The 24,916-nt window shown below is 72.1% G+C and carries 16 protein-coding genes; 4 read left to right on the plus strand and 12 right to left on the minus strand.

What is annotated here, in order from left to right:
• Positions 1 to 213: 213 nt before the first annotated feature.
• Entirely contained in the window at positions 214 to 2,019 is a 1,806-nt protein-coding gene (locus tag ADL29_RS22520) for a bifunctional metallophosphatase/5'-nucleotidase (RefSeq protein WP_053925428.1), read from the plus strand.
• Positions 2,020 to 2,067: 48 nt separating this feature from the next.
• Here the strand turns inward: ADL29_RS22520 and ADL29_RS22525 are convergent, their stop codons facing one another.
• The 6 genes from ADL29_RS22525 to ADL29_RS22550 all read right to left on the minus strand — a co-directional run bounded on the left by ADL29_RS22525 (position 2,068) and on the right by ADL29_RS22550 (position 12,903).
• Positions 2,068 to 3,507, minus strand: a complete 1,440-nt coding sequence (locus ADL29_RS22525; RefSeq protein ID WP_053925429.1) for a lysine N(6)-hydroxylase/L-ornithine N(5)-oxygenase family protein — start codon at positions 3,505 to 3,507, stop codon at positions 2,068 to 2,070.
• Positions 3,504 to 4,907, minus strand: coding sequence for a pyridoxal phosphate-dependent decarboxylase family protein (locus ADL29_RS22530; protein WP_053925430.1), 1,404 nt, complete (start codon positions 4,905 to 4,907; stop codon positions 3,504 to 3,506). Before ADL29_RS22530 ends, ADL29_RS22525 begins: the two co-directional genes overlap by 4 nt.
• Positions 4,908 to 5,125: 218 nt before the next feature.
• Positions 5,126 to 7,654, minus strand: coding sequence for an aminopeptidase N (gene pepN, locus ADL29_RS22535; protein WP_053925431.1), 2,529 nt, complete (start codon positions 7,652 to 7,654; stop codon positions 5,126 to 5,128).
• Positions 7,655 to 7,753: 99 nt separating this feature from the next.
• The gene (locus ADL29_RS22540; protein ID WP_053925432.1) at positions 7,754 to 8,629 is read right to left on the minus strand and encodes a helix-turn-helix domain-containing protein; all 876 of its coding nucleotides are present in this window, start codon (positions 8,627 to 8,629) and stop codon (positions 7,754 to 7,756) included.
• Between the two features lie 205 nt (positions 8,630 to 8,834).
• A complete protein-coding gene (locus ADL29_RS22545; protein WP_053925433.1) occupies positions 8,835 to 11,900 on the minus strand; it encodes an endo-alpha-N-acetylgalactosaminidase family protein in 3,066 nt (1,021 codons plus the stop codon).
• Between the two features lie 202 nt (positions 11,901 to 12,102).
• Complete coding sequence (locus tag ADL29_RS22550; RefSeq protein ID WP_053925434.1) at positions 12,103 to 12,903, minus strand: S1 family peptidase; 801 nt, start codon at positions 12,901 to 12,903, stop codon at positions 12,103 to 12,105.
• Between the two features lie 275 nt (positions 12,904 to 13,178).
• Here ADL29_RS22550 and ADL29_RS22555 point away from each other — a divergent pair, with 275 nt between their 5' ends.
• The gene (locus ADL29_RS22555) at positions 13,179 to 14,078 is read left to right on the plus strand and encodes a hypothetical protein (protein ID WP_053925435.1); all 900 of its coding nucleotides are present in this window, start codon (positions 13,179 to 13,181) and stop codon (positions 14,076 to 14,078) included.
• A gap of 54 nt (positions 14,079 to 14,132) precedes the next feature.
• On the opposite strand, the gene ADL29_RS22560 is transcribed toward ADL29_RS22555, so the two are convergent.
• The 3 genes from ADL29_RS22560 to ADL29_RS22570 all read right to left on the minus strand — a co-directional run bounded on the left by ADL29_RS22560 (position 14,133) and on the right by ADL29_RS22570 (position 16,259).
• Positions 14,133 to 14,828, minus strand: coding sequence for an alpha/beta fold hydrolase (locus ADL29_RS22560; protein WP_053925436.1), 696 nt, complete (start codon positions 14,826 to 14,828; stop codon positions 14,133 to 14,135).
• A 193-nt stretch (positions 14,829 to 15,021) separates the two neighbouring features.
• Positions 15,022 to 15,528 (minus strand): GNAT family N-acetyltransferase, encoded by a 507-nt coding sequence (locus tag ADL29_RS22565; RefSeq protein ID WP_245689590.1) that lies wholly within the window; start codon positions 15,526 to 15,528, stop codon positions 15,022 to 15,024.
• Complete coding sequence (locus ADL29_RS22570; protein WP_053925437.1) at positions 15,525 to 16,259, minus strand: MBL fold metallo-hydrolase; 735 nt, start codon at positions 16,257 to 16,259, stop codon at positions 15,525 to 15,527. Before ADL29_RS22570 ends, ADL29_RS22565 begins: the two co-directional genes overlap by 4 nt.
• Before the next feature lie 127 nt (positions 16,260 to 16,386).
• On the opposite strand from ADL29_RS22570, the gene ADL29_RS22575 reads away from it, so the two are divergent.
• Positions 16,387 to 16,887 carry a hypothetical protein gene (locus tag ADL29_RS22575; protein ID WP_053925438.1) on the plus strand — a complete coding sequence of 167 codons (501 nt, stop codon included), beginning with the start codon at positions 16,387 to 16,389 and terminating at the stop codon, positions 16,885 to 16,887.
• A gap of 214 nt (positions 16,888 to 17,101) precedes the next feature.
• On the opposite strand, the gene ADL29_RS22580 is transcribed toward ADL29_RS22575, so the two are convergent.
• On the minus strand, positions 17,102 to 17,863 hold the full coding sequence (locus ADL29_RS22580) for an ArsR/SmtB family transcription factor (protein ID WP_053925530.1): 762 nt from the start codon (positions 17,861 to 17,863) through the stop codon (positions 17,102 to 17,104).
• A gap of 112 nt (positions 17,864 to 17,975) precedes the next feature.
• Between ADL29_RS22580 and ADL29_RS22585 the strand changes: the two genes are divergently transcribed.
• Entirely contained in the window at positions 17,976 to 18,536 is a 561-nt protein-coding gene (locus ADL29_RS22585; protein ID WP_053925439.1) for a hypothetical protein, read from the plus strand.
• Between the two features lie 144 nt (positions 18,537 to 18,680).
• On the opposite strand, the gene ADL29_RS22590 is transcribed toward ADL29_RS22585, so the two are convergent.
• Together ADL29_RS22590 and gltB are read right to left on the minus strand one after the other, a co-directional pair.
• Positions 18,681 to 20,141 carry a glutamate synthase subunit beta gene (locus ADL29_RS22590; RefSeq protein ID WP_053925440.1) on the minus strand — a complete coding sequence of 487 codons (1,461 nt, stop codon included), beginning with the start codon at positions 20,139 to 20,141 and terminating at the stop codon, positions 18,681 to 18,683.
• On the minus strand, positions 20,134 to 24,744 hold the full coding sequence (gene gltB / locus ADL29_RS22595) for a glutamate synthase large subunit (protein WP_053925441.1): 4,611 nt from the start codon (positions 24,742 to 24,744) through the stop codon (positions 20,134 to 20,136). The genes ADL29_RS22590 and gltB overlap by 8 nt, the downstream gene beginning before the upstream one ends.
• Between the last annotated feature and the right edge of the window lie 172 nt (positions 24,745 to 24,916).

Here is a 24,916-nt window from a genome sequence, read left to right on the forward strand (position 1 = left end):
GTTATGGGGTGGGTCATGGGTGCTCCGAGCCGGGTGTGTGGGGTGGGTTGAAGGGTTGCATATCCGGGGGCGGGCGGGGGTGTTGGTGAGCGGATTGCGGTCGTGTGAGGGGTGTTGCGGGAGGGGTGTCTGGGCCAGAATCTACGCGCGTCGCCCGCCGTCCCGGGCGGCGTTCGTCCGGGTTCCTTCATGCGTTCAGCCAGGGGAGTGGGCATGTCGTTCGGCCGTAGGAAGTTCTTGGGGAGTTCCGTGGTGACGGGGGCCGGGGTGGCGCTCGCGGGGGCGGGTGGTGCGCCGGCGGCACAGGCCGCGGGGGTGCGGGGGTCCGGTCGCCGGGGTGAGCGGTACGCCTTCACGGTGATGGGGACGACGGATCTGCACGGCAATGTCTTCAACTGGGACTACGCCACGGACGCCGAGTTCGACGATGCGGATCACAATGATGTGGGCCTGGCGAAGATTTCGACGCTGGTGGCTCAGGTGCGGCGGGAGAAGGGCCGGCGCAACACCCTGCTGATCGATGCGGGCGACACGATCCAGGGTACGCAGCTGGCGTATTACTACGCGAAGGTGGATCCGATCACGGGGCCGAACGGTCCGGTGCATCCGATGGCGCGGGCGATGAACGCGATCGGCTATGACGCGGCGGCGCTGGGGAATCACGAGTTCAATTACGGCATTCCAGTGCTGCGGAAGTTCGAGGAGAGCTGTGATTTCCCGCTCCTGGGGGCGAATGCGGTGGATGCGAAGTCGCTGCGCCCGGCGTTCCGTCCGTATGTGATGAAGCGGTTGCTTTCGCCGCGGGGGCGGGCGGTGAAGGTGGCGGTGCTGGGTCTGACGAATCCGGGGATCGCGCTGTGGGACCGGGCTCATGTGCAGGGGAAGCTGGCGTTTCCGGGGCTGGTGGAGCAGGCGGCGAAGTGGGTGCCGAAGCTGCGGTCGAGGGGCGCGGATGTGGTGCTGGTGGCGGCGCATTCGGGGATGAGCGGTACGTCGTCGTACGGGGACCAGCTGCCGTATGTGGAGAATGCGGCGGCGCTGGTGGCGGAGCGGGTGCCGGGGATCGACGCGATTCTGGTGGGGCATGCGCATGTGGAGGTGACGGAGCGGCGGGTGCGCAACGAGCAGAGCGGCCGGGAGGTGGTGCTGTCGGAGCCGCTGAAGTGGGGGCAGCGGCTGACGCTTTTCGATGTGGCGGTGGAGTGGCGCCGGGGGCGCTGGGAAGTGGATTCGGTCGCATGCCGGGTGCTGAATGCGAATGCGGTGGCACAGGATTCGCGGATCACGGAATTGCTGCGGGCGGAGCACCGGAAGGTCGTGGCGTATGTGAACCGGGTGATCGGCCGGTCGAAGGCGGAGATGACGGCGGCCGAGGCGCCGGTGAAGGATACGCCGATTCTGGATTTCATTGCGTTTGTGCAGGCGGAGGCGGTGCGTAAGGCGCTGGCGGGTTCGGCGTATGCGTCGTTGCCGGTGGTGTCGCAGGCGTCGTGTTTTTCGCGGACGGCGCGGGTTCCGGAGGGGGAGGTGAAGATCCGGTCGATGGCCGCGTTGTATCCGTTCGACAACACGCTGGAGGCGCGGGTGCTGACGGGTGCGCAGTTGCGGGCGTATCTGGAGTTCTCGGCGCGGTATTACGTGCGGACGGCGCCGGGTGGTCCGGTGGATCCGTCGAAGGTGACGAATGCGGATGGTGTTCCGGACTACAACTATGACGCGGTGAGCGGGGTGTCGTACGAGATCGATATCGCGAAGCCGGCGGGGCAGCGGATCGGGAAGCTGTCGGTGGGCGGGAGGCCGGTGGCTGATGCGGCGGAGTTCGTGCTGGCGGTGAACAACTACCGGGCGAACGGTGGCGGGGGTTTTCCGCATGTGGCGGCGGCGAAGCAGGTGTGGTCGGCGTCGGAGGAGATCCGGAATCTGCTGGTGGGGTGGGTGCGGGAGAAGGGGGAGATCGATCCGTCGGTGTTTGCTTCGGTGGACTGGCGGCTGACGCGGGACGGGGTGCCGGTGTTCTGAGGGGTGCGGCGGCGGTGCCGGGGGGCGCCGCCGCCGTGTGGTGCGGGGTCAGCGGCGGGGTACGAGGGTGGAGCCCTGGCGGGGGACGGTTCCGGTGCGGGCGGCCGGGGGCTGCTGGAGGCCGAAGGTGGTGAAGGCGGTGCGGGTGGGGAGGGGGTAGGCGGGGGTGTCGCCGAGGGAGTTGAGGATGGTGGCGCTGCGCCAGGCGGCGAGGCCGAGGTCGGGGGCGCCGACGCCGTGGGTGTGGGTTTCGGCGTTCTGGACGTAGATGGCGCCGGTGATGGAGGGGTCGAGGGCGAGGCGGTGGTGTTCGTCGACCCGGGGGCGGCCGGCGCGGTCGCGGCGTACGTGGGGGTCGAGGGCGGCGAGGAGGGTGTCGAGGCGGCGTTCGCGGTAGCCGGTGGCGAGGACGACGGCGTCGGTGGTGAGGCGGGAGCGGGTGTCCTGCTGGGAGTGGTCGAGGTGGAGCTCGATCTTGGTGGTGCCGACGCGGCCGGCGGTGCGGACGGAGACGCCGGGGGTGAGGGTGGCGTCGGGCCAGCCGCCGTGGAGGGTGCGGCGGTAGAGCTCGTCGTGGATGGCGGCGAGGGTGTCGTGGTCGATGCCCTTGTGGAGCTGCCATTGGGCGGGGACGAGTGCGTCGCGTACGGGTTCGGTCAGGGCGTGGAAGTAGCGGGTGTAGTCGGGGGTGAAGTGTTCGAGGCCGAGTTTGCTGTATTCCATGGGGGCGAAGGCGGGGGTGCGGGCGAGCCAGTGGAGGCCTTCGTGGCCGGCGGGGCGGGCGCGGAGCAGGTCGAGGAAGATTTCGGCGCCCGACTGGCCGGCGCCGATGACGGTGATGTGGTCGGCGGCCAGGAGGCGTTCGCGGTGGTCGAGGTAGTCGGCGGAGTGCAGGACGGGGACGGCGGGGGCGTCGGCGAGGGGGCGCAGCGGTTCGGGGATGTGGGGGGCGGTGCCGATGCCGAGGGCGATGTTGCGGGCGTGGGTGCGGCCGAGTGCTTCGGCTTCGCCGTCGGTGCCGAGCTGGGTGAAGTCGATTTCGAAGAGGGCGTGTTCGGCGTTCCAGCGGAGGGCGTCGACCTGGTGGCCGAAGTGGAGTCCGGTGAGGTTTTCGCTGACCCAGCGGCAGTAGGCGTCGTATTCGGCGCGGTGGATGTGGAATTTCTCGGCGAAGTAGAAGGGGAAGAGGCGTTCGCGGCTGCGGAGGTAGTTGAGGAAGGTCCAGGGGCTGGTGGGGTCGGTGAGGGTGACGAGGTCGGCGAGGAAGGGGACTTGGAGGGTGGCGCCGTCGATGAGGAGGCCGGGGTGCCAGTGGAAGGCGGGGCGTTGGTCGTAGAAGGCGGTGCGCAGGTGGGTGAGGGGGTGGGCGAGGGCGGCGAGGGAGAGGTTGAAGGGGCCGATGCCGATGCCGGCGAGGTCGAGGGGGTTGGCGGGGTCATGGGTGTCGGGGACGTGGGTGTCGGGGCCGGTGGCGCCGGGAGGGGTCATCGGGGGGTGTGGCCTTCCACGAGTTTGAGGAGGGTGGTGAGGTCTCCGGGTTGGGTGTGGGGGTTGAGGAGGGTGGCTTTGAGCCAGAGGCCGGTGGGGGTGGTGGCGCGGCCGAGGACGGCGTGTCCGTCGGTGAGGAGGGTGCGGCGGATGGCGGCGAGGGTGGCGGGGTCGGCGCCGGCGGGGCGGAAGAGGACGGTGCTGAGGGTGGGGCGGGAGTGGAGTTCGTAGCGGGGGTGGGCCTCGATGAGGTCGGCGAGGGTGCGGGCGGCGGCGAGGGTGCGGTCGACGAGTTCGCCGAGGCCGGTGCGGCCGAGGGCTTTGAGGGTGACGGCGATTTTGAGGATGTCGGGGCGGCGGGTGGTGCGCAGTGAGCGGCCGAGGAGGTCGGGCAGGCCGGCTTCGGTGTCGTCGTCGGCGTTGAGGTAGTCGGCCTGGTGGGCGAGGGGGGTGAGGGTGATGGGGTCGGGGACGGCGAGGAGGCCGGCGGCGACGGGCTGCCAGCCGAGTTTGTGCAGGTCGAGGGTGACGGTGTGGGCGCGGTCGAGGCCGCGGAGGGCGGTGTGGTGGGTGGTGCTGAAGAGGAGGGGGCCGGCGTAGGAGGCGTCGATGTGGAAGCGGGCTCCGTACTGGTCGGCGAGGTCGGCGAGGTCGGCGAGGGGGTCGATGGCGCCGGAGTCGGTGGTGCCTGCGGTGGCGGCAAGGAGTACGGGTCCGGTGCGGCCGGTGAGGTTGGCGAGGCAGGTGTGGACGGTGGCGGGGGTGAGGGTGCCGTCCGGGGTGGGGAGGGTGAGGGGCTGGGGGAGGCCGAGGAGCCAGGCGGCGCGGTGGACGGAGTGGTGGGCGTTGGCGCCGCAGACGATCTGGAGGGGGGCGGTGCCGGTGGCCGCTTCCCGGGCGAGGAGGACGGCGAGCTGGTTGGATTCGGTGCCGCCGGTGGTGACGAGGGTGTCGGGGGCGGTGGCGCGGGGGTAGACGAGGGCGGCGAGTTCGCGGCAGGTGAGGGCTTCGAGTGCGGAGGCGGCGGGGGCCTGGTCCCAGGAGTCCATGGAGGGGTTGAGGGCGCCGGCGGCGAGGTCGGCGGCGGTGGCCAGGGCCAGTGGGGGGCAGTGCAGGTGGGCGGCGCAGTGGGGGTCGGCGGGGTCGGCGGCGCCGGCGGCGAGGGTGTGGACGAGGGTGCGCAGTGCGTGGTGGGCGCCGGTGCCGTGTTCGGGGAGGAGGGGGGCGCAGGCGGTGCGTACGGCGTGGGCGACGGCGTCGGGGCCGCCGGCGGGGAGGGGGCCGGCGCGGTCCTCGGCGCCGGTGGTGAGGGCGTCGAGGACGATGTCGAGGAGGGGGCTCAGTGCGCGGGGGCCGTTGGTGCCGCCTGCGAGGGCGGTCCCGGCAGGGGGCACGGGCATCAAGGTGCTCTTCTTCAGGGGGAGTTCGGGCGGTGGTCCGCTGGTCCGGTGGGAACCAAGGCCGCCCTAAGTTACTTTCCCTGTACGGTGCGCAGGCACCGGTCGCCGCACCACCACTCGTACGGGCGGTGGTACCACCCTTTTGTGTTACAGGCCCTGCCGCAGTTGTTCGGGTGCCGCCGGTGTGGCCCGGCGGCACCCGGTGGGCGGGGTGCGGGTCAGGCCCCGCGGACCTTCAACGCGCGGCGCAGGTCGTCGAGTTGGTCGATGAGCTTGCGGCGCAGGGCGGGGGTGGGGTTGCCGTCGGCGAGGCAGGCGTCGCCGAGGCGGAGGGTGTCGTGGTCGATGTGGGTGACGGGGAAGGCGTAGCGGCCGGCGGCGTCGGCGAGGGCGGGGCCGCGGCGGGCGGCGAGGGCGGGGGCCTCGTCGAAGTAGCGGGCGACGTAGGGGGTGAGCAGGTCGTGCTGTTCGGGGGCCCAGAAGCCGGTGGCGGTGGCGGTGAAGAGGTAGTTGGAGAGGGCGGCCCGGTCGTCGGTGGTGAACAGGGCGTCCCAGGCGGCCTGTTTGGCTTCGGGGTCGGGGAGGGCGGCGCGGCAGCGGGCGGCGCCCTGCTGTCCGGTGGCGCTGGGGTCGCGGGCGAGTTCGGCGTCGATGGCCTTGTGGAGTTCGGCCAGGGGTGTCTCGCCGAGGGCGGCGAGGCGGCCGAGGATGCGCCAGCGCAGTTCGGGGTCGAGGTCGGGGCCGCCGGGGACGCTGCCGTCGTCGAGCCAGTCCTGGATGTTCTCGGGGGTGGTGGCGCTGTCGATGACGGCGCGTACGGCGGTGAGGCGCAGGCCGGCGTGGGTGCCGTGGGCGGGGCCTTCGGTGCGGCGCAGGATGTCGCGGCCGGTGGCGGTGAGGGTGGCGAGGGCGGCGCGGCGGCCGTCCGGGGGGAGGTAGCGGTCGGCGATCTGGGTGCGGGCGAAGGCGAGGACGCCCTGGACGACGGCGAGGTCGGTTTCGTGCGGGAGGTGGGCGCGGGCGGCGTCCAGGTAGGCGGTGGGGGCGAGTTCGCCGTCGCGGACCATGTCGCGGGCGGCGTTCCAGACGACGGCGCGGGTGAGGGGGTCGGGGAGGGCGGACAGGGAGTGGGCGACGGTCTTCCAGGACTGCGGTGTGAAGCGGATCTTGGTGTAGGTGTGGTCGCCGTCGTTGAGGACGACGAGGTCGGGGGTGGGCTTGGGGAAGGCGCGGTGGGTGTGGCCTTCTTCGGCGGGGATGTCGATCTCGAAGCGGTCGCGCAGGGCGAGGGGGCCGGTGTCGTCGGCGCCGCGGTCGTAGACGCCGACGGCGATGCGGTGGGGGCGGCTGCCGCGGTGTTCGACGTCCAGGCGCCAGGAGTCGTGGTGGACGCCGATGACGGGGGTGAGGGTGTCGACCCCGGTGGTGCGCAGCCAGCGTTCGGCCCAGGTGTGGACGTCGCGGTCGGTGGCGCGGGCGAGGGAGTCGATGAGGTCGGCGAGGGTGGCGTTGGCGAAGCGGTGCCGGGCGAAGTGGTCGTTGATGCCGGCGAGGAAGTCCTTCTCTCCGAGCCAGGCGACGAGCTGGCGTAGTGCGGAGGCGCCCTTGGCGTAGGAGATGCCGTCGAAGTTGAGCAGGGCGGAGGCGGTGTCGGGGACGTCGTCGGGGGCGGGGGCCACCGGGTGGGTGGAGGGCCGCTGGTCGGCGTCGTAGCCCCAGCCCTTCCTGACGCCGGCGAAGGCGGTCCAGGTGCCGGTGAACCGGGTGGCTTCGGAGAGGACCTGGTAGCCCATGTATTCGGCGAAGGACTCGTTGAGCCAGATGTCGTCCCACCACTGGAGGGTGACGAGGTCGCCGAACCACATGTGGGCCATTTCGTGGGCGATGGTCACGCCGCGGGCCTGGCGTTCGGTGTCGGTGACGGCGGAGCGGAAGACGTACTCGTCGCGGAAGGTGACCAGGCCCGGGTTCTCCATGGCTCCGGCGTTGAATTCGGGGACGAATGCCTGGTCGTAGGAGTCGAACGGGTAGGGCTCGTCGAAGATCTGGTGGTAGCGGTCGTAGCAGCGGCGGGTGAGGCCGAGGATTTCGTCGGCGTCGGCGTCCAGGTGGGGTGCCAGGGAGCGGCGGCAGTGGATGCCGAAGGGGAGGCCGGCGTGCTCGGTGCGTACGGAGTGCCAGGGGCCGGCGGCGACGGCGACGAGGTAGGTGGAGATGAGGGGGGTGGGGGCGGCCTGCCAGGCGCCGTCCCCCAGGTGTTCGGTGATGCCGTTGGCGAGGACGGTCCAGCCTTCGGGGGCCTTGACGGTGAGCGCGAAGACGGCCTTGAGGTCGGGCTGGTCGAAGGCGCCGAAGACGCGCTGGACGTCGTCCATGAAGAGCTGGGTGTAGACGTAGGCCTCGCCGTCGGCGGGGTCGGTGAAGCGGTGCATGCCTTCGCCGGTGCGGGAGTAGCGCATGGTGGCGTGGAGGCGCAGTTCGTGGTCGCCCGCGGTCAGGCCGGTGAGGGGGAGGCGGTTGTCGTCCAGGGCGGCGGGGTCGATCGGGGCGCCGTCGAGGGTGGCGGTGTGCAGCTCGGCGGGCCGGATCTCGACGAAGGTGTCGCCGGGCTCATGGGCGCTGAAGTGGATGACCGTACGGGATCCGAAGTGGTCCTCGCCCCGGGTGAGGTCGAGGCCGACCTCGTAGCGGTGGACGTCGATGAGCCGGGCTCGGGTCTGCGCCTCGTCGCGCTGCAGTGCGGGCATGGGGTCATGCTGCCACCCGTGCGGCTGGGGGCGCACGGGTGTTTGGGTGCGGGGGCGCGGGGGGGCGTGGCGCCGTGGGGGTCCGTACGCCGCCGGCCGTCAGCGGACCACCGGCGGGTCGTCGGGATCCGGGATCTGGGTCGACCAGCCCCCGGGGACGCTGCGGGTCTGGCGGTCGCGGAAGCGTACGGGGGCGGTGCCGACGCGGCGGGTGAAGAGGCGGCTGAAGTAGGCGGGGTCGTCGTATCCGACGCGGCGGGCGACGGCGGCGACCGGGAGTTCGGTGGCGGCCAGGAGTTCCTTGGCGCGGCCGAGGCGGATGCCGAGGAGGTAGTCCTTGGGGCTGCAGCCGGCGCCGCGGCGTACGGCGGTGCGGAGTTCGGCCGGGGTCATGCCGTGCCGGGCGGCGTGTTCGGCGACCGAGAGGGGCAGGAAGGCGTCGCGGGCCAGGGCCGTCAGGACGGGGTCGCCGTCGGCGTCGGTGTCGGCGCGGGCGCGGCGGAGGGCGACGAGGAGTTCGTGCACCGCGGCGGAGGTCTCCACCTCCAGCAGGGGGTTGCCGCGGCGGGCGGCGCGGGCGATCCGGCCGATGACGGCGCGGGCCGGGCCGGTGTCGGCGAGCGGGACGACGGGGCGGTCCGGCTCGATGTAGCCCAGCTCGGTGTAGGTGGCGGTGGCGGAGCCGGTGAAGTCGACGAAGCTCTCGTCCCAGCCGGTGACGGGGTCGGCGCCGTAGTGGTGCGGTACGCCCGGGATGATCCACAGGAGGGCGGGCGCGGTGACCGTCCGGCGGCGTCCGTCGGCGGTGGTGAACCAGCCGCGGCCCGCGCCGATGACGACGGCGACGTGGTGGTCGAGGGTGCGCGGGCCGACCGTGGGCAGGGTGCCGTGCTGCAGTCCGACGCCGAGGCACACCAGGCCGAGCCGGCGGTGGACCGGTCCGGGGGTGAAGTAGCGCATCCAGGTGTGGTACATGCCCGGACCTCCCGCCGCGCGCCTGCCGCCCCGTCCGTCCCGTCAGGGGCGATCTTCGTCCATGGACCGCCGCGCCGCCAGAGGGCGGGAGTGACCGGTGGTTCGGACGGGCAGGTGGCGGCGGGCGGGCGCGGGGGCCGGGAGTGGGCGCTCCGCCCCTCGTGGGGGCAGGGGCGGAGCGCCCGGCCGGTGTCCCCGTTTCCCGTCAGGCCTCCCGCACCTCGAAGGCGTCCAGGACGAACTCCGCCTTGCCGTCGTCGCCGGTCTTGTGCAGGCCCACCCAGGCCTCACCGCCGTCGGGGGCGGTGAACTCGTAGGTGTGGGCGGCGGGCCGGGTGGCGGCGGGGAGGGGGGTGCGGCTCAGCTCGCGGGGTCCGGGCTCGTCGACGGCGGTGACCCAGGCGTACTGGCCGGCCTTCTCGTTCGCGTAGCGGAAGGTGACCCGGTAGCGGCGGCCGGGGGTGAAGCGGACGGTGTGCGGGACGGTGCGGTAGACCAGGCCGCGGTTCTCGCCGCGGGACTTGAGGGACTGGCTGCCGTCGATGACGTCGTCGACGGCCTTGCCGTTCCAGCCTCGCTGGGTGAACGGGGCGTGCCGCTGGGCGATATGGGTGCGCGGGTCGGTGATGCCGCCCGCGTCGCCCTTGACGAAGACGCCCCAGCCCTGGGGGACGTGCGCGAAGTCCTCGCGGACCAGGGCGCCCTTCGTGGCGGTGGCCTCGGCGGGGACGACGCGTACGTTGTCGAAGCGGACGCGCGCCCGGCCCGCGGCGGCGGTCAGGGCGAGGGTGACCGGGCCGCCGCCTTCGGGGACGGTGAAGCGGGTGAACAGGCGCTGGAAGCGGGTGCCGGATTTGCGGTCGGCGGCGACGTGGTTGACGGCGGTGGAGGTGTCGGTCCAGTTGGCGGCGGTGACGCCGTCGGCGGTGCGGACCTCCAGGGCGGCCCGGCGCCGCTCCCCCGGCCGGTCGCCGACCTCGAGCTGTACGGAGGCGGCGTATCCGCCGGGGGCGAGCCGGGTGAGTTTCTGGGCGACGGTGGCGGCGGCGCCGGCGCCGATGACCAGCTCGTAGTCGCCGTTCTTGCTGAGTTCGACGGTGGCGGGGCCGGTGACCTGCCAGCCGTCCAGGGTTCCGGAGTGGAATCCGGGGTCGGTCAGCGGGGTGCCCTCGCCCCAGTCGGGGTCGGGCTGTGCGGGGGCCTTGGTCCGGTGGACGACGTACGCCACGCCGGGCTCGGCGGTGAGGGTGATCCGGCCTCCGCCGGCCGGGATGCGCCTCTCCTGGGTGCGGCCCTGGTCGGTGAGCCGGTACGCGTAGACCTCGGCGGCGTCCGACCAGCCGCGGGGCAGCGTCCAACTGGTCGTGCCGCCGCGGGGGTTGTAGTGGTAGAGCTTGTCGGGGTCGGTGGCGCGGCGCGGCTCCCAGGGCAGGAGGTAGGTGCCGTCGTCGTAGACCGGCCGGCCGTCCGTGGTGATCCTGCGGGTGCCTCCGGCGTCGCTCACGGACGTCCTGGTGGGGCCCTCGAAGGTGATCTCGTGCGCGTCCCAGGTGCTGATCGGGTAGGCCTGGAGGTATTTGGCGGGCAGGGCGTCGGCCCAGATGATCCTGTGGAAGGCGTGCCAGTCGGTCTTGCCGGTCCAGCCCTCGAAGTTGCCCATCCGGGCGGCGCCGAGCAGCGTCGGCCACTTGTCGGCGAAGACGTCCTTGTGGTGGTTGCGGAGGAAGCGGATCAGCTGCGAGTTGATGCCGCGGGAGGTGTCGGGGCCGTAGTCGGTTTCGTTCGCCCAGTGCGACCACAGTGAGGAGCGTTCCAGGCCGTGGCCCCATTCGGTCGCGACCATCCAGCCCTGGTCGCGCAGATGGCGCTGCAGCCGGTCGGAGTTCCAGCCCGATGCGCGGAAGACGTCGAGGTAGACGGTGTTCAGGGCCGGGTCGGTCTCCCTGCGCAGCTGTGCGAAGCGCTCGGCGATGCCGCCGGAGACCAGGTCGCGGCGGGCGTCGATGCGGTAGGACTGGTCCAGCCAGTCCCACTGCTCGTCGTCCTTGTCGACGAGGGTCTCGGAGAAGGCGTGCGCGACCGGGTAGGACTCGGTGGCGTTGACGTGCACCGCGAAGTCGCTGTGCCATGTCCGGCCGGCGCGCAGGAGGGTGTTGAGGTCGGCGAGGCCGCCGGCGCGGGTGTTGTAGTTGCCGCCGTAGTCGGGGTGGGCGGAGTCGTGGCCCTCGGACTGGTAGCCCTTGAGGAGGGTGAACTGCCACAGTCCGTCGGTGGCCAGGGAGATCCGTTTGATGTGGTCGAGGGTGGCGAGAAACGGGTTGGTGGCCTGGCTGGCGAAGTTGAACGGGATGTGCGGGACGACCCGCAGATGCTGTTCTGCGGCGCCCAGCGGCATGACCATGATGTCGCGCAGCGCGATGGCGGCGTCCTGCCAGTCGGCGGTGCCGTCGCCGTTGCGGTCGCGGGTGACGATGACGGTGGCGTACGGGAGCGGCTCGGTGGCGCTGGCCGGCTGCCCGGCCGCCCGGTGGGTCCACTGGCCGGGCGCCAGCTGGGCCTTGACGAAGCCGTCGCCGCGGACGGTCCCCCGCCACAGCCGGCCGTTCTCCCAGCTGGTGGCGGAGCTCGGGGTGTCGTAGACGGTGTTGGTCTCGATGCCGGCGGCCAGCCGTCCGGTGGCGACGACGCCGTATGCGCATCCGGTGGGCGCGGCCTCGACGGGCGTACTAGCGGTGACCTCCACCAGGGTGTCGCCGCTGCGGTTCTTGTCCAGCTCGATCCGGGCGGCCAGCAGGGCGGCGCCGGGCTGGTCGCTGCGGACGCTCAGCAGCGCGAGGCCGGGGATCTGCAGGGTGCCGATGCGCAGGGCGGGGGTGTCGGTGATGCGGGTGACACGCCAGGTGGTCCGCCATCCGTCGACGGCTATCTCGACGTCCACGGCCGTGCCGCCGTCGAAGGCGAGAGTGTACGCGGCCCGGTCGGCACCGGCCCGGTGGGTGACCCGGGGGGTGCGGGCGGTGCCGTCGACGAGGACCTGGGTGACGGGGGTTTCCTGGCCGTACAGGACCTGGCCGGTGCCGCGGTCGGTGTAGGAGACGATGCGGGGGAAGGCGGTGTCGACACGGACCTCCAGCGCGTCGGAGCGCAGCACGGTCCCGGCGCTGCGGGGCGTCGCGGCGGCGGGGGCGACGGGCGGGAGGGCGGCCGCGGCCCCGGCGAGCGCGGTCGCGGCGACGACCTTTCTGCGGCTGGGCCCTGACTGGTGGTTCACGCGCGCTGTCCTCCTCCGCACCGGCACTGCCTGTCCCTGTCGCGGGACAGCCTGCGGTGCGGGCCGGGTGGGTGCCTATGGACAAAGGGGGGACAGATGTTGGACTAACGGGCGGGGGCGGCGGGCGGTGTCCCGGCGCCCGGCACGGCACAGGGCCCGGGGAACCGAACGGCTTCCCCGGGCCCTGCGGCGGTGCGTGCGGTCAGCCGCCGAGCTTGTCGGCGCCCGCCTTGATGTCCTTGGCGAAGGTGCTCACCTCGCTGTAGACACCGGGCTTGCCGGGCCGTGCGCAGCCCTCGCCCCAGGAGACGATGCCGACCTGGAGCCATTCGCCGGCCTCGTCCTTACGGAACATCGGGCCGCCGGAGTCGCCCTGGCAGGTGTCGACGCCGCCGGTGTCCAGCTTGCCGGCACAGATCTCGTCGCCGGGGGTGAGCTGGTCGCCGTACGCCTTCTTGCAGGCGTCGTCGTCGACGAACGGGACGGTCGCCTTGAGGAGGTAGCGCTGCTGGTCGCCGCCTTCCTTGTCGGCGCCCCAGCCGGCGACCTGGAAGTCACCGTTGTTGAGCTTGTCGTCCTGGGCGATCTTCAGGGTGGGCAGGTCTATCGCCTTGTCGAGCTTGATCAGCGCCCAGTCCTTGCCCTTGCCGTTGTAGCCGGGGGCCTGGAGGACCTCGGTGGACTTGGCCGTGATCGCCTTCGAGTCCTCCAGGTCGACCACCCCCGCGGTGGCGGTGATGGAGGTGTTCGGGCCGCTGCCGTCGACGCAGTGCGCGGCGGTGAGCACGATGTTCTTGGTGTAGAGGGCGCCGCCGCAGCCCATCGACAGCCGGACCATGAAGGGGTATTCGCCCTGATCGGCCTTGGTGCCGCCGACGACCTTGGTGTGGCTGCCGCCGGGTGTGGGGCCGGCGAAGGCGGAGCCGGGCTGGAGGCTGAAGGCGGCGAGGGCGACCGCGCCGACGGCGGTGGTTCTGGTGAGGAGCTTCCGGTAGCTGCGCAACGGGCTTCCTTTCGTGGGGGGTTGCACGTCTATGACGAGCCCATGCCAACCACCGGAGCCGGATGCGGCCGCCGCACGAAGGTGCGTGGAGAGGGCAGCACACCGCAAGGCGTCCGGACCCAGTGGGGATGAGTCCGTACAGCGCCCTGTGATTATGTGGAGAGTGCGATCTGAGGACAAGAGTGCGCAACCGGCCAACATCCGTCCAACTCCCGTACGGGCCATGCCTCGTACGGCCCATACCGGGCGGATCCGGCCGCCCGTAGAGTGGCCGGGTGACAGCCGGCGGCAGTGAGATCAGGCACGGATTTCCGCATCTCGGCACGGTGCGCGCGGCCGTGACGGCGGTGTTCCGGCGCCTGTCCTACGACACGGTCAGCACCTTCGGCACCAGCGTCCTGCCCGTCGATGTGGCCTTCGACGACACCGAGGACATCCACCTGGGGGCCCAGCGGGTGGCCGGTGCCCTGGTGCGGCACCTCCGCCTGCCCGACGCCCGGATCGTGGTGTCGTTCCGCGAGATGGAACACGCCGCGAACGTCGAACTGACCGCGGGGCCGGAGTACTTCATCGAACTCAACGAGCGTTTCAGGCGGCACCGCAAGGACATCGGCGCCGCCCTCGCCCACGAGGTGATGCATGTCTATCTGCACCGCCTGGACCTCGTCTTTCCCGGCACCCGCGACAACGAGATCCTCACCGACACGGCCACCGCCTATCTCGGCGCCGGCTGGCTGCTGCTGGACGCCTACCGCGAGCACGGCCCGTTCTCCCAGAAGCTCGGCTATCTGACGCCGGAGGAGTTCGGCTATGTCCTGGCCCAGCGCGCGGAGTTCTTCGGCGAGGACCCCGCGCCGTGGTTCACCAGTCCCCAGGCGTACGACGCCTACACCGCGGGCGCGGCACGGGCCCGCCAGGACGCCCGCCGCCCGCCCCTGGCCGCCGCCGGCCGCCTCGCCCGCCTCCGCTACGCCAAGGACCGCCGCCGGGCCCGCTCCGCCGGCCACCCCGGCCCCGGCCCCGAGGCCCCCGACGGCTACGCCTTCGAGGGGCCCGCACCGCTGCGGGTGTCCTTCCCCTGCCCCGCCTGTCACCAGCGGATCCGCGTGCCGGTGCGGGGACGGTTCCAGGCGCGGTGCGGGCTGTGCAAGACGCTGCTGGACTGCGATACGTGAGCGGAGCGGGCCGCCCGGCGGCCCGGTGACCGGCGGGCCGCTCGCCGGATCCCTCTAGATCCACCCCTCCAGCCCCGCCATGAACCCCTCGAAGTCGTCGCGGTGGATGGTGTGTCCCGCGCCGGGGACCGTACGGACCTCGAAGCCGCGGGTGCGCAGTTCCTTCGCGGCCTCCTCGGTGAAGAGGAAGCCCTCCCCCGCGATCTGCACGAGGGACGGGACGACCGGGCGCTCGGGGGTGCGGTCGACCAGGTGGGCGCCGGAGAGGGCGAGGGCGGTGCCGGTGTCCCAGGCGGCGACGGTGGCGAGTTCGAGGTCGATGTCGGCGTCGTCCCAGCGCGGGTTGAAGGCGCGGACCATGTCGCGGGAGGCGTCCTTGAAGGTCAGGAAGACGGCCGGGTCGACGACCTGGCCGGTGCCGACGGGTGACCACGCCGGATCGCTGTAGACCACGCGCCGGGGCCGTAGCCGCTCCGCCGCCAGGGACAGCGCCAGGCCGCCCAGCGAGTGCCCGAGGGCCAGGTCCGCGCCGGCCGGGAGGGTGTCCACCAGGTCGTCGGCGAACAGCTCGGCGCCGTAGTCGCCGCGCGGGCTGCGGCCGTGGCCGCGCAGATCGACGCCGATGACGCGGTAGCCCCGGTCCGCGAGGGCCGGGGCCACCCGGTGCCAGGTGCGGTGATCCGACATCATCCCGTGGATCAGCACGGCGGTCCGGTCGCCGGTGCCCCACTCATGGGTGTGCAGCTTCATGCCGCCCGAGGTTACCGGGCGGCGGGAATTTCCCGGGCGTCCCGGGCCCGCCGCGCGGCGCGCGGGCCCGGCGCAGGACTGTCCCGCGGCCGGGCCGCCGGCGCACCCGCTTGCCCCAACCCCCTTGAGGAACATGGCCGTTGCCCGCTCCCTGCGGGCGGGACGGGGCCCGGCTGCTCGTCCGCGGCCGCCGTCACAGCCTCTTGCGCATCAGCGCGCACCACGTCTCATGGCGCCGCACCGCGCCGTCCGGCCCCTGCGCGTCCCAGGACTGCCGCTCCCGGCCGTACACGGTGTAGCCGAGCCGCTCGTACAGGGCCCGTGCCCGGGGGTTGTCCTCCTCCACGGCGAGTTCGGCGCGGTCCAGGCCACGGCCCAGGATCCGCTGTTCGGCGGCGGCGATCAGGACGCCGCCGATGCCGCAGGACCGGAGTGCGGGCAGCACCGCGAGCTGCCACAGTGTGCCCGCGCCCGCCCGTACGCCGTAGTCGATGCCGCCCTTGGCGACCGGTGTCCCGCAGGGTGTGCAGACCGCGAGATAGTCCACCTCGCCGAGCCGGGCCCGCACCAGCTGCCGGGCGACGTTCTCCAGGTGGAGCGGCGATCCGGACCAGCCGCACGACGGCAGGTCGGCGGGCGTCAGATCGCGGACGGTCAGCGGCACGGTGACCACGGGCCCGCCCTGCCCGGTCCCCGTCACAGCCAGTCCTTCTCCGGTGTCGCCGCGGCCAGAACCGCCCGCGCGTCGCCGCGGATCGGCCCCCCGTGCGGTACGCACACCGTGTCCACGTCCTCCAGGGCGGCCAGCCGGCGGAACGAGGCGATGGCGGTCTCCCGTTCGGTGTTGCCCGGACCGAGAACTGCGCGGCGGCCTTCGGGGTCGGCGCCGATGATGTCGCCGGGGAAGAGGAGGCGGCTCCCGGGGAGGTGAAGGGCGATGCTGCCGGGGGTGTGGCCGGGAACGTGCAGGACGCGGGCCTCCCCGGGCCAGCCGGGGAGGGTGTCGCCGTCGTGGAGTTCGGTGTCCACCCGGACCGGGGCCGGGGGCGGGACCTGCTCGGCGGCGAAGCGGGCCGTGATGCCGTCGTACAGGGAGCGTTCGGCCGGGGTGAGGACGGGCGGGGGTTCGGGGACGGTGCCGCTGATGTACGGGGCGTCCAGGGCGCCGGCCAGCACGCGGGCGCCGGTGGCGGCGACGAGGTCGGCGGCCGAGCCGATGTGGTCCAAGTGGGAGTGGGTGAGCACGATCTCCCGCAGATCGTGCGGGCGGCCGCCCAGCCGGGCCAGTGCGTCGAGGACGGCCGGAGCGGACCCGGGGATTCCGGTGTCGACCAGGGCGTAGCCGCCGCCGGGCAGGGCGACGACATACACATGCCCTACGGGGAACGGGAGTTGCCAGACGCTCGGGGTGATCTCGCGCAGTGGGTTCATGGTGGGGACGCTAGCGAGCGGGCCGCCCTCCGCCGCCCTGTTTGCGCTGCGGGCGGATTCCGCGCACGGAGAAACGGAACCCGGTCCCGGCCTGCCACGTCACATGCGTGACCTGAGGAGGCATGACATGCGGGGAACGTTCACCCCACACCGTACGCTCGCCGCCGTGCTCGCCATGGCGGCGGCCGGTACCGTCGCGCTGACGGGCTGCGGCACCACCGAGAAGCCGGTGAAACCGGCCACGATGCCGCATATGGAGCCGCAGCAGCAGGACGTGTTCGAGCGCCGGGCGGACGACATCGTCCGGCACTGGCCGAAGCACCTTTCGCCGATGCCCGGACGGCGTGCGGCGGTGCTGCCCCTGGTCTCCGCGGAACGGCCCAAGGACGCCGGGCAACGGGAGATCACCGTGACCGTCGGCCACAGCGCCTGCGATGTGCACTTCGGTGCGCGGCAGTACGAGTCGGAGGACGTGGTGGTGGTTTCCGGCTGGGGCAAGAAGAAGAGCGCCAAGGGCATGTGCACCGAGATGCTGGCCACCGACAAGGTGAAGGTGAAGCTGGAGAAGCCGCTGGGCGGGCGCAAGGTGATCGATGCGGCCACCGGTAAGCAGCTGGCGGCCGGGTGAGAGGGGGCCCGCCGCCGAGGACGGCTGCCCGGCCCGGCCGGCGGCAGGACGCGTAGCCGGGCCAGGGGTTGGACGTTGGGCCCTGGGCGGCGGACGTCGGACGTTGGGCGTTGGGCGTCGTGCAACGGGCGTTGGGCGGCGGACGGCACACGTCGCACCTCGCACCTCGCACCTCGCGTACGGTCCTGGTGGCGCCGCCCCGGGCAGCGGCACCTCACGGCCGCGGTGCGGCCGGTGTCAGGGAAGGGAAGAGCGCCTCGTCGGGCAGGGCGAGGTGGTCGCGGAAGGCGGCACGCCCGGCGTCGGTGACGGTGAGGATGCGGGTGGCGGGGGCCTTGACGAGCCACTCCCGGTCCACGGCGTGCCGGTAGAGGGCGGCGCCGACCGCGCCCGACAGGTGCCGGCGCCGTACCGTCCAGTCGAGGCAGGTGCGCACATGGGCCCGGTGGGCGGCCGAGGGGACGGTGTCGGGGATGCCCAGGGCGGTCAGCCAGCGGGCGCCGGCGCAGGTCAGGACCAGGCCGTAGTCCCGTGCCAGCAGGCCGCGTTCGGTCATGGCGTCGGTGATCGCCACGCCCAGCGCACCCGCGATGTGGTCGTAGCAGGTCCGGGCGTGGTGCAGGGCCCTGCGGTGGTTGGCCTCGGCGAGCGAGCGGACCGGGACCTGGCGGTAGGGGGCGAGGCCGGCGAGGATCTCCAGGGTTTCGGCGGTGTCCGGTCCGGCCAGGCGTACGTAGCGCCGCCGGCCCCGCCGCTGTTCGGCCAGCAGGCCGCCGGAGACCAGGAGGTTGAGGTGTTCGGTGGCGGTGGAGGGGGCCACCGCCGCGAATTCGGCCAGCTCGCTGGCCGTCCAGGTGCCGCCGTCCAGGAGGGCCATGCAGATGGCGACGCGGGTGCGGTCGGCGAGGAGCTGCGCGAGGGCGGCGACATCGGGGGTTTCCACGACGCTTTCCTGGTCGGCGCCCCCTCGGCTCATGGCCGGTTGGCTGATGTTCTGATGATGCGTACGCAGCGGATCCATGCGCAGAGAGTAAGCTCTGATCACACTTCGGTGAGCACCGAATCGTCCGGCTTCTATCCTCGGGGGCATGAACGGGGTGTGGGAGATGAGCGCTGCCGGTGCGCCGGCGCTGCTGTCCACGGAGAACGACGACGGGACGTTTGCGCTGGCCGAGCTGCGGATCCGGTGGGAACTCGGGCCGGTGGTGTGCGTATCGCTGCCGGCCCGCGGCCGTACCGCGCGCAACCTCGCGGTACGGCCGGATGTGGTCGTCAACCTGCCGCAGGCCGGAAGCGGACCCGGGGAGCGGGCGTGCGCGGGGCCCGGTGCGCCGGACGCTCCCTGGACCGAGCCGTCGGAGCTGGTGCGGCCGCCCCGGCTGCTGAACTGCCCGGTGCAGCTGGAGGCGCGCCGGGTCGGTGAGCTGACGGTGTACGAGGGGGCCTGGACGCAGATGGAGGCCCAGGTGCTGCGGGTGCATGCCGATCCCCGGTGGGTGCTGCCGCTGGGCGACCACCGTATCGACCTGTCGGCCTGGTGCCCGCCGGTGCACGACTTCCGCCCGTCGGGCGGCGCGCCGCCGCGTGCCGTGCCGGCGCCCGCGCGGGAGATGGCGCAGGAGCTGTTGCGGCGTTTCCCCGGGGCGTAGACACCGCAACAGGTGCGGGAAGGCAGCGGGTACGGGAAAGCAGCAGGTACGCAAAAGAAGGCGGCGCCTGCCCTCCGGTCGGGGAGGGGGCAGGCGCCGCCGTTGTTCCGTACGACGTTGTACGGGACAACCGGGGACGGGTCGTCACACGGTCAGTGCGCGATCCGTCGGCTTGATGGGAGCCGGCAGGGCGCTGGCTCCGGTCAGGAAGCGGTCCACACCGCGGGCTGCGGAGCGGCCCTCGGCGATGGCCCACACGATCAGCGACTGGCCGCGGCCCGCGTCACCGGCAACGTACACGCCGGGGACGTTGGTGGCGAAGTCCGCGTCGCGGGCGACATTGCCGCGGGCGTCCAGCTCCAGGCCGAACTGCTCGACCAGGCCGTTCTCCTGGTCGGTGCCGGTGAAGCCCATCGCGAGGGTGACCAGCTGGGCGGGGATGACCCGCTCCGTGCCCGCCTTCTGCTCGAGCTTGCCGTCCTTGAACTCGACCTCGATCAGGTGCAGCGCCTGGACGTTGCCGTCCTCGTCGCCCTCGAAGTGGGTGGTGGAGACGGAGTAGACCCGCTCGCCGCCCTCCTCGTGTGCGGAGGTGACCTTGTAGAGCATCGGGAACGTCGGCCAGGGCTGGTTGGCGCTGCGCTCCTCGCCCGGCCTGGGCATGATCTCCAGCTGGGTGACGGAGGCCGCGCCCTGGCGGTGGGCGGTGCCCACGCAGTCCGCGCCGGTGTCGCCGCCGCCGATGACGACGACGTGCTTGCCCTCGGCGGTGATCGGGGCGACGGTCAGGTCGCCCTCCTGCACCTTGTTGGCCAGCGGCAGGTACTCCATCGCGAAGTGGATGCCCTTGAGGTCCCGGCCGGGCACCGGCAGGTCGCGGGAGGTGGTGGCGCCGGCGGCGATGACGACGGCGTCGTAGCGCTTGCGCAGCTTCTTCGCGTCGATGTCGCGGCCGATCTCCACCTCCGTACGGAACTTGGTGCCCTCCGCGCGCATCTGCTCGATACGGCGGTTGATGTGGCGCTTCTCCATCTTGAACTCAGGGATGCCGTAGCGGAGCAGGCCGCCGATGCGGTCCGCGCGCTCGTAGACGGCGACGGTGTGGCCGGCCCGGGTCAGCTGCTGGGCGGCGGCCAGTCCGGCCGGGCCGGAGCCGATGACGGCGACGGTCTTGCCGGAGAGGCGCTCGGGCGGCTGCGGGGTGACGTCACCCTTGTCCCACGCCTTGTCGATGATGCTGACTTCGACGTTCTTGATGGTGACGGCCGGCTGGTTGATGCCGAGGACACACGCCGACTCGCAGGGAGCGGGGCACAGGCGGCCCGTGAACTCCGGGAAGTTGTTGGTGGCGTGCAGCCGCTCCGACGCCGCCGACCAGTCCTCGCGGTAGGCATAGTCGTTCCACTCGGGGATGAGGTTCCCCAGCGGACAGCCGTTGTGGCAGAACGGGATGCCGCAGTCCATGCAGCGCGACGCCTGCTTGCTGATGATCGGCAGCAGGGAGCCGGGCTGGTAGACCTCGTTCCAGTCCTTGACGCGCTCCTCGACGGGGCGGGTCTTGGCGACCTCGCGCTCGTGGGTCAGGAAGCCCTTGGGGTCAGCCATTGGTCGCCGCCTCCATCATCTTCTCGTGGGTCTCGGACTCGGAGAGTCCGGCTCGCTCGGCGGCGTCCTTGGCGGCGAGCACTGCCTGGTAGGTGGCCGGGACGACCTTGCTGAAGCGGGCGGAGGCCGCGTCCCAGTCGGCGAGGAGCTTCTCGGCGACGGTGGAGCCGGTCTCCTCCTGGTGGCGGCGCACGACGTCGTGCAGCCACTGCTTGTCGGTGTCGGTCAACTCCGTTACGGCATCCGCGAGTTCACGGTTGACCATGTCCGGGTCGAGGTCGATGACGTAGGCGGTGCCGCCGGACATGCCCGCCGCGAAGTTGCGGCCGGTCTCGCCCAGGACGACGGCGTGGCCGCCGGTCATGTACTCGCAGCCGTGGTCGCCGACGCCCTCGGAGACCACCGTGGCACCGGAGTTGCGGACGCAGAACCGCTCGCCGACCCGGCCGCGCAGGAACAGCTCGCCGCCGGTGGCGCCGTAGGCGAGGGTGTTGCCCGCGATGGTGGAGTACTCGGCGAGGTGGTCGGCGCCGCGGTCCGGGCGGACGACGACCCGGCCGCCGGAAAGGCCCTTGCCGACGTAGTCGTTGGCGTCGCCCTCCAGGCGCAGCGTGATGCCGCGCGGCAGGAACGCGCCGAAGGACTGGCCGGCCGAGCCGGTGAAGGTGATGTCGATGGTGTCGTCGGGCAGGCCCGCACCGCCGAACTTCTTGGTCACCTCGTGGCCGAGCATGGTGCCGACGGTCCGGTTGATGTTCCGGATCGCGACCTGGGCCCGTACGGGCTGCGCGGCCTCGGCGGTGTCGGCGGCCAGGGCGTCCGCGGCCAGCTCGATCAGCTCGTTGTCCAGCGCCTTCTCCAGGCCGTGGTCCTGGACGGCGACCTGGTGGCGGACGGCGCCCTCGGGCAGCTCGGGGACGTGCAGCAGCGGGGCGAGGTCCAGGCCCTGCGCCTTCCAGTGGCTGACGGCCTTGGCGGTGTCGAGCAGCTCGGCGTGGCCGACGGCCTCCTCCAGCGTGCGGAAGCCCAGCTCGGCGAGGAGCTCGCGGACCTCTTCGGCGATGAACTGGAAGAAGTTGACGACGTATTCGGCCTTGCCGCTGAACCGCTCGCGCAGCGTCGGGTTCTGGGTGGCGATGCCGACCGGGCAGGTGTCCAGGTGGCAGACGCGCATCATGACGCAGCCGGAGACGACCAGCGGGGCGGTGGCGAAGCCGAACTCCTCGGCGCCCAGCAGGGCGGCGATCACGACGTCGCGGCCGGTCTTGAGCTGGCCGTCGGTCTGCACGACGATGCGGTCGCGCAGGCCGTTGAGCAGCAGCGTCTGCTGGGTCTCGGCGAGGCCCAGCTCCCAGGGGCCGCCCGCGTGCTTGAGCGAGGTCAGCGGGGAGGCACCCGTACCGCCGTCGTGGCCGGAGATCAGGACCACGTCCGCATGGGCCTTGGAGACACCCGCGGCGACGGTGCCGACGCCGACCTCGGAGACCAGCTTCACGTGGATACGTGCCGCCGGGTTGGCGTTCTTGAGGTCGTGGATCAGCTGGGCCAGATCCTCGATGGAGTAGATGTCGTGGTGCGGCGGCGGGGAGATCAGGCCGACGCCCGGGGTGGAGTGCCGGGTCTTGGCGACCCAGGGGTAGACCTTGTGGCCGGGCAGCTGGCCGCCCTCGCCGGGCTTGGCGCCCTGCGCCATCTTGATCTGGATGTCGTCGGAGTTGACCAGGTACTCGGACGTCACACCGAAGCGGCCGGAGGCGACCTGCTTGATGGACGAGCGGCGCGCCGGGTCGTACAGGCGCTCCGGGTCCTCGCCGCCCTCACCGGTGTTGGACTTGCCGCCCAGCTGGTTCATGGCGATGGCGAGCGTCTCGTGCGCCTCCTGGGAGATGGAGCCGTACGACATGGCGCCGGTGGAGAACCGCTTGACGATCTCCGACGCCGGCTCGACCTCCTCGACGGGGATCGAAGGCCGGTCGCTCTTGAAGCCGAACAGGCCGCGCAGCGTCATCAGCCGCTCGGACTGCTCGTTCACCCGCTCCGTGTACTGCTTGAAGATGTCGTAGCGGCGCGAACGGGTCGAGTGCTGGAGCCGGAAGACGGTGTCCGGGTCGAAGAGGTGCGGTTCGCCCTCGCGGCGCCACTGGTACTCGCCGCCGATCTCCAGCGCGCGGTGCGTGGCGGCGATGCCGGAGGCCGGGTAGGCCTTGGCGTGCCGGGCCGCGACCTCCTTGGCGATGACGTCCAGGCCCGCGCCGCCGATCTTGGTGGCGGTGCCCTGGAAGTACGTGGCGACGAATTCCTCGTCCAGGCCGACGGCCTCGAAGACCTGGGCGCCGCGGTAGGAGGCGACGGTCGAGATGCCCATCTTGGACATGACCTTCAGGACGCCCTTGCCGAGCGCCTTGATCAGGTTCTTGATGGCCGTCTCGGTCTCGACGCCGGGCAGGAAGGTTCCGGCCCGTACGAGGTCCTCGACGGACTCCATCGCCAGGTACGGGTTGACGGCCGCGGCGCCGAAGCCGATCAGCAGCGCGACGTGGTGCACCTCGCGCACATCGCCGGCCTCGACGAGCAGACCGACCTGGGTGCGCTCCTTGGTGGCGATGAGGTGGTGGTGGACGGCGGCGGTGAGCAGCAGCGACGGGATCGGCGCGTGCTCGGCGTCGGAGTGGCGGTCGGACAGGACGATCAGCCGGGCGCCGTTGTCGATGGCGGCGTCCGCCTCGGCGCAGATCTCCTCGATCCGGGCGGCCAGCGACTCGCCGCCGCCGGAGACCCGGTAGAGGCCGGAGAGGGTGACGGCCTTCATGCCGGGCATGTCGCCGTCGGCGTTGATGTGGACGAGCTTGGCCAGCTCGTCATTGTCGATCACCGGGAACGGCAGGGTCACGCTGCGACAGGAGGCCGCGGTCGGCTCCAGGAGGTTGCCCTGGGGGCCGAGCGAGGAGATCAGCGAGGTGACCAGCTCCTCGCGGATGGCGTCCAGCGGCGGGTTGGTGACCTGCGCGAACAGCTGGGTGAAGTAGTCGAACAGCAGCCGCGGGCGCTCGGAGAGGGCGGCGATCGGCGAGTCGGTGCCCATCGAGCCGATCGGCTCGGCGCCGGTCTTCGCCATCGGCGCCAGGATGACCCGCAGCTCCTCCTCGGTGTAGCCGAAGGTCTGCTGGCGGCGGGTGACCGAGGCGTGGGTGTGCACGATGTGCTCGCGCTCGGGCAGGTCCGCCAGGTCGATCAGGCCGGAGTCCAGCCACTCCTGGTACGGGTGCTCGGCGGCGAGCTGCGCCTTGATCTCGTCGTCCTCGATGATGCGGTGCTCGGCGGTGTCGACGAGGAACATCTTGCCGGGCTGCAGCCGGCCCTTGCGGACGACCTTGGCGGGGTCGATGTCGAGGACGCCGACCTCGGAGGAGAGCACGACCAGGCCGTCGTCGGTGACCCAGTAGCGGCCGGGGCGCAGACCGTTGCGGTCGAGGACCGCACCGACCTGGGTGCCGTCGGTGAAGGTGACACAGGCCGGGCCGTCCCAGGGCTCCATCATCGTGGAGTGGTACTGGTAGAAGGCACGCCGGGCCGGGTCCATGGAGGTGGAGTTCTCCCACGCCTCCGGGACCATCATCAGCACCGAGTGCGGCAGCGAGCGGCCGCCGAGGTGGAGCAGCTCCAGGACCTCGTCGAAGGAGGCGGAGTCGGAGGCGTCCGGCGTGCAGACCGGGAAGAGGCGCTCGAGGTTCTCCGCGGTCTCCGCCCCGAACAGCTTCGACGCCAGCTGGGACTCGCGGGCGCGCATCCAGTTGCGGTTGCCCTTGACCGTGTTGATCTCGCCGTTGTGCGCGACGAAGCGGTACGGGTGGGCCAGCGGCCAGCTCGGGAAGGTGTTGGTGGAGAACCGCGAGTGGACCAGCGCGACGGCGGTGGCGAAGCGGCGGTCGGACAGGTCCGGGAAGAAGGGCTCGAGCTGGCCGGTGGTCAGCATGCCCTTGTAGACGATGGTCCGGGAGGACAGGGACGGGAAGTAGACCCCGGCCTCGCGCTCGGCGCGCTTGCGCAGCGCGAACGCCTTGCGGTCCAGCGCCAGGCCCGTGTTCTCACCGTCGCCGACGAAGAGCTGGGAGAAGGCCGGCATGGTCGCGCGGGCGCCGTTGCCGAGCAGCTGGGGGGCGACGGGGACGACCCGCCAGCCGATGACGTCCAGGCCCTCTTCGGCCGCGATCGTCTCGATGCGTGAGACGGCGTCGGCCGCTTCCTGGGCCTGGGACGGAAGGAAGGCGATGCCGACGGCGTAGGCGCCGGCCTCGGGGAGCTCGAAGGTGACGTCCTCGCGCAGGAACGCGTCCGGTACCTGGAGCAGGATGCCGGCGCCGTCGCCGGAGTCGGGCTCCGAGCCGGTGGCACCGCGGTGCTCCAGGTTCGTCAGGACGGTGAGCGCCTGCTCGACCAACGCGTGGCTGGCCTCGCCGGTGAGGGTGGCCACAAAGCCGACGCCGCAGGCGTCGTGCTCATTGCGAGGGTCGTACATCCCCTGCTGGGCGGGGCGCCCGTCCATGGGCGACCAGGCGGCGCTGGCGCTGCCGGTGGTCGCGGAGTGCGTGGACGCGGAACGCATCGGCTCTCCCAACGTCGTCGTGGCATAGGCATTGCCGAGGGACGACGTTGGCCCTCCGCGAAATTTTCGTGCAGGTTACAGGATGCCCCGCTTCTCGAGAAGCGGATAGCGCCTTCCAACATACGGACACCGCGCCATGCGGTGAATCAGGGACACGGGCGGACATTCCGCC

Origin of the sequence: Streptomyces chattanoogensis, assembly GCF_001294335.1 — a bacterium.
Classification (GTDB): domain Bacteria; phylum Actinomycetota; class Actinomycetes; order Streptomycetales; family Streptomycetaceae; genus Streptomyces; species Streptomyces chattanoogensis.

Bases quoted from the DNA above. Each gene is read 5' to 3' on its own strand.
- ADL29_RS22520 (WP_053925428.1), top strand. From the start codon at position 214: ATGTCGTTCGGCCGTAGGAAGTTCTTGGGGAGTTCCGTGGTGACGGGG.
- ADL29_RS22525 (WP_053925429.1), bottom strand. From the start codon at position 3,507: ATGACCCCTCCCGGCGCCACCGGCCCCGACACCCACGTCCCCGACACC.
- ADL29_RS22530 (WP_053925430.1), bottom strand. From the start codon at position 4,907: ATGCCCGTGCCCCCTGCCGGGACCGCCCTCGCAGGCGGCACCAACGGC.
- pepN (WP_053925431.1), bottom strand. From the start codon at position 7,654: ATGCCCGCACTGCAGCGCGACGAGGCGCAGACCCGAGCCCGGCTCATC.
- ADL29_RS22540 (WP_053925432.1), bottom strand. From the start codon at position 8,629: ATGTACCACACCTGGATGCGCTACTTCACCCCCGGACCGGTCCACCGC.
- ADL29_RS22560 (WP_053925436.1), bottom strand. From the start codon at position 14,828: ATGAAGCTGCACACCCATGAGTGGGGCACCGGCGACCGGACCGCCGTG.
- ADL29_RS22570 (WP_053925437.1), bottom strand. From the start codon at position 16,259: ATGAACCCACTGCGCGAGATCACCCCGAGCGTCTGGCAACTCCCGTTC.
- ADL29_RS22575 (WP_053925438.1), top strand. From the start codon at position 16,387: ATGCGGGGAACGTTCACCCCACACCGTACGCTCGCCGCCGTGCTCGCC.
- ADL29_RS22580 (WP_053925530.1), bottom strand. From the start codon at position 17,863: ATGAGCCGAGGGGGCGCCGACCAGGAAAGCGTCGTGGAAACCCCCGAT.
- ADL29_RS22585 (WP_053925439.1), top strand. From the start codon at position 17,976: ATGAACGGGGTGTGGGAGATGAGCGCTGCCGGTGCGCCGGCGCTGCTG.
- ADL29_RS22590 (WP_053925440.1), bottom strand. From the start codon at position 20,141: ATGGCTGACCCCAAGGGCTTCCTGACCCACGAGCGCGAGGTCGCCAAG.
- gltB (WP_053925441.1), bottom strand. From the start codon at position 24,744: ATGCGTTCCGCGTCCACGCACTCCGCGACCACCGGCAGCGCCAGCGCC.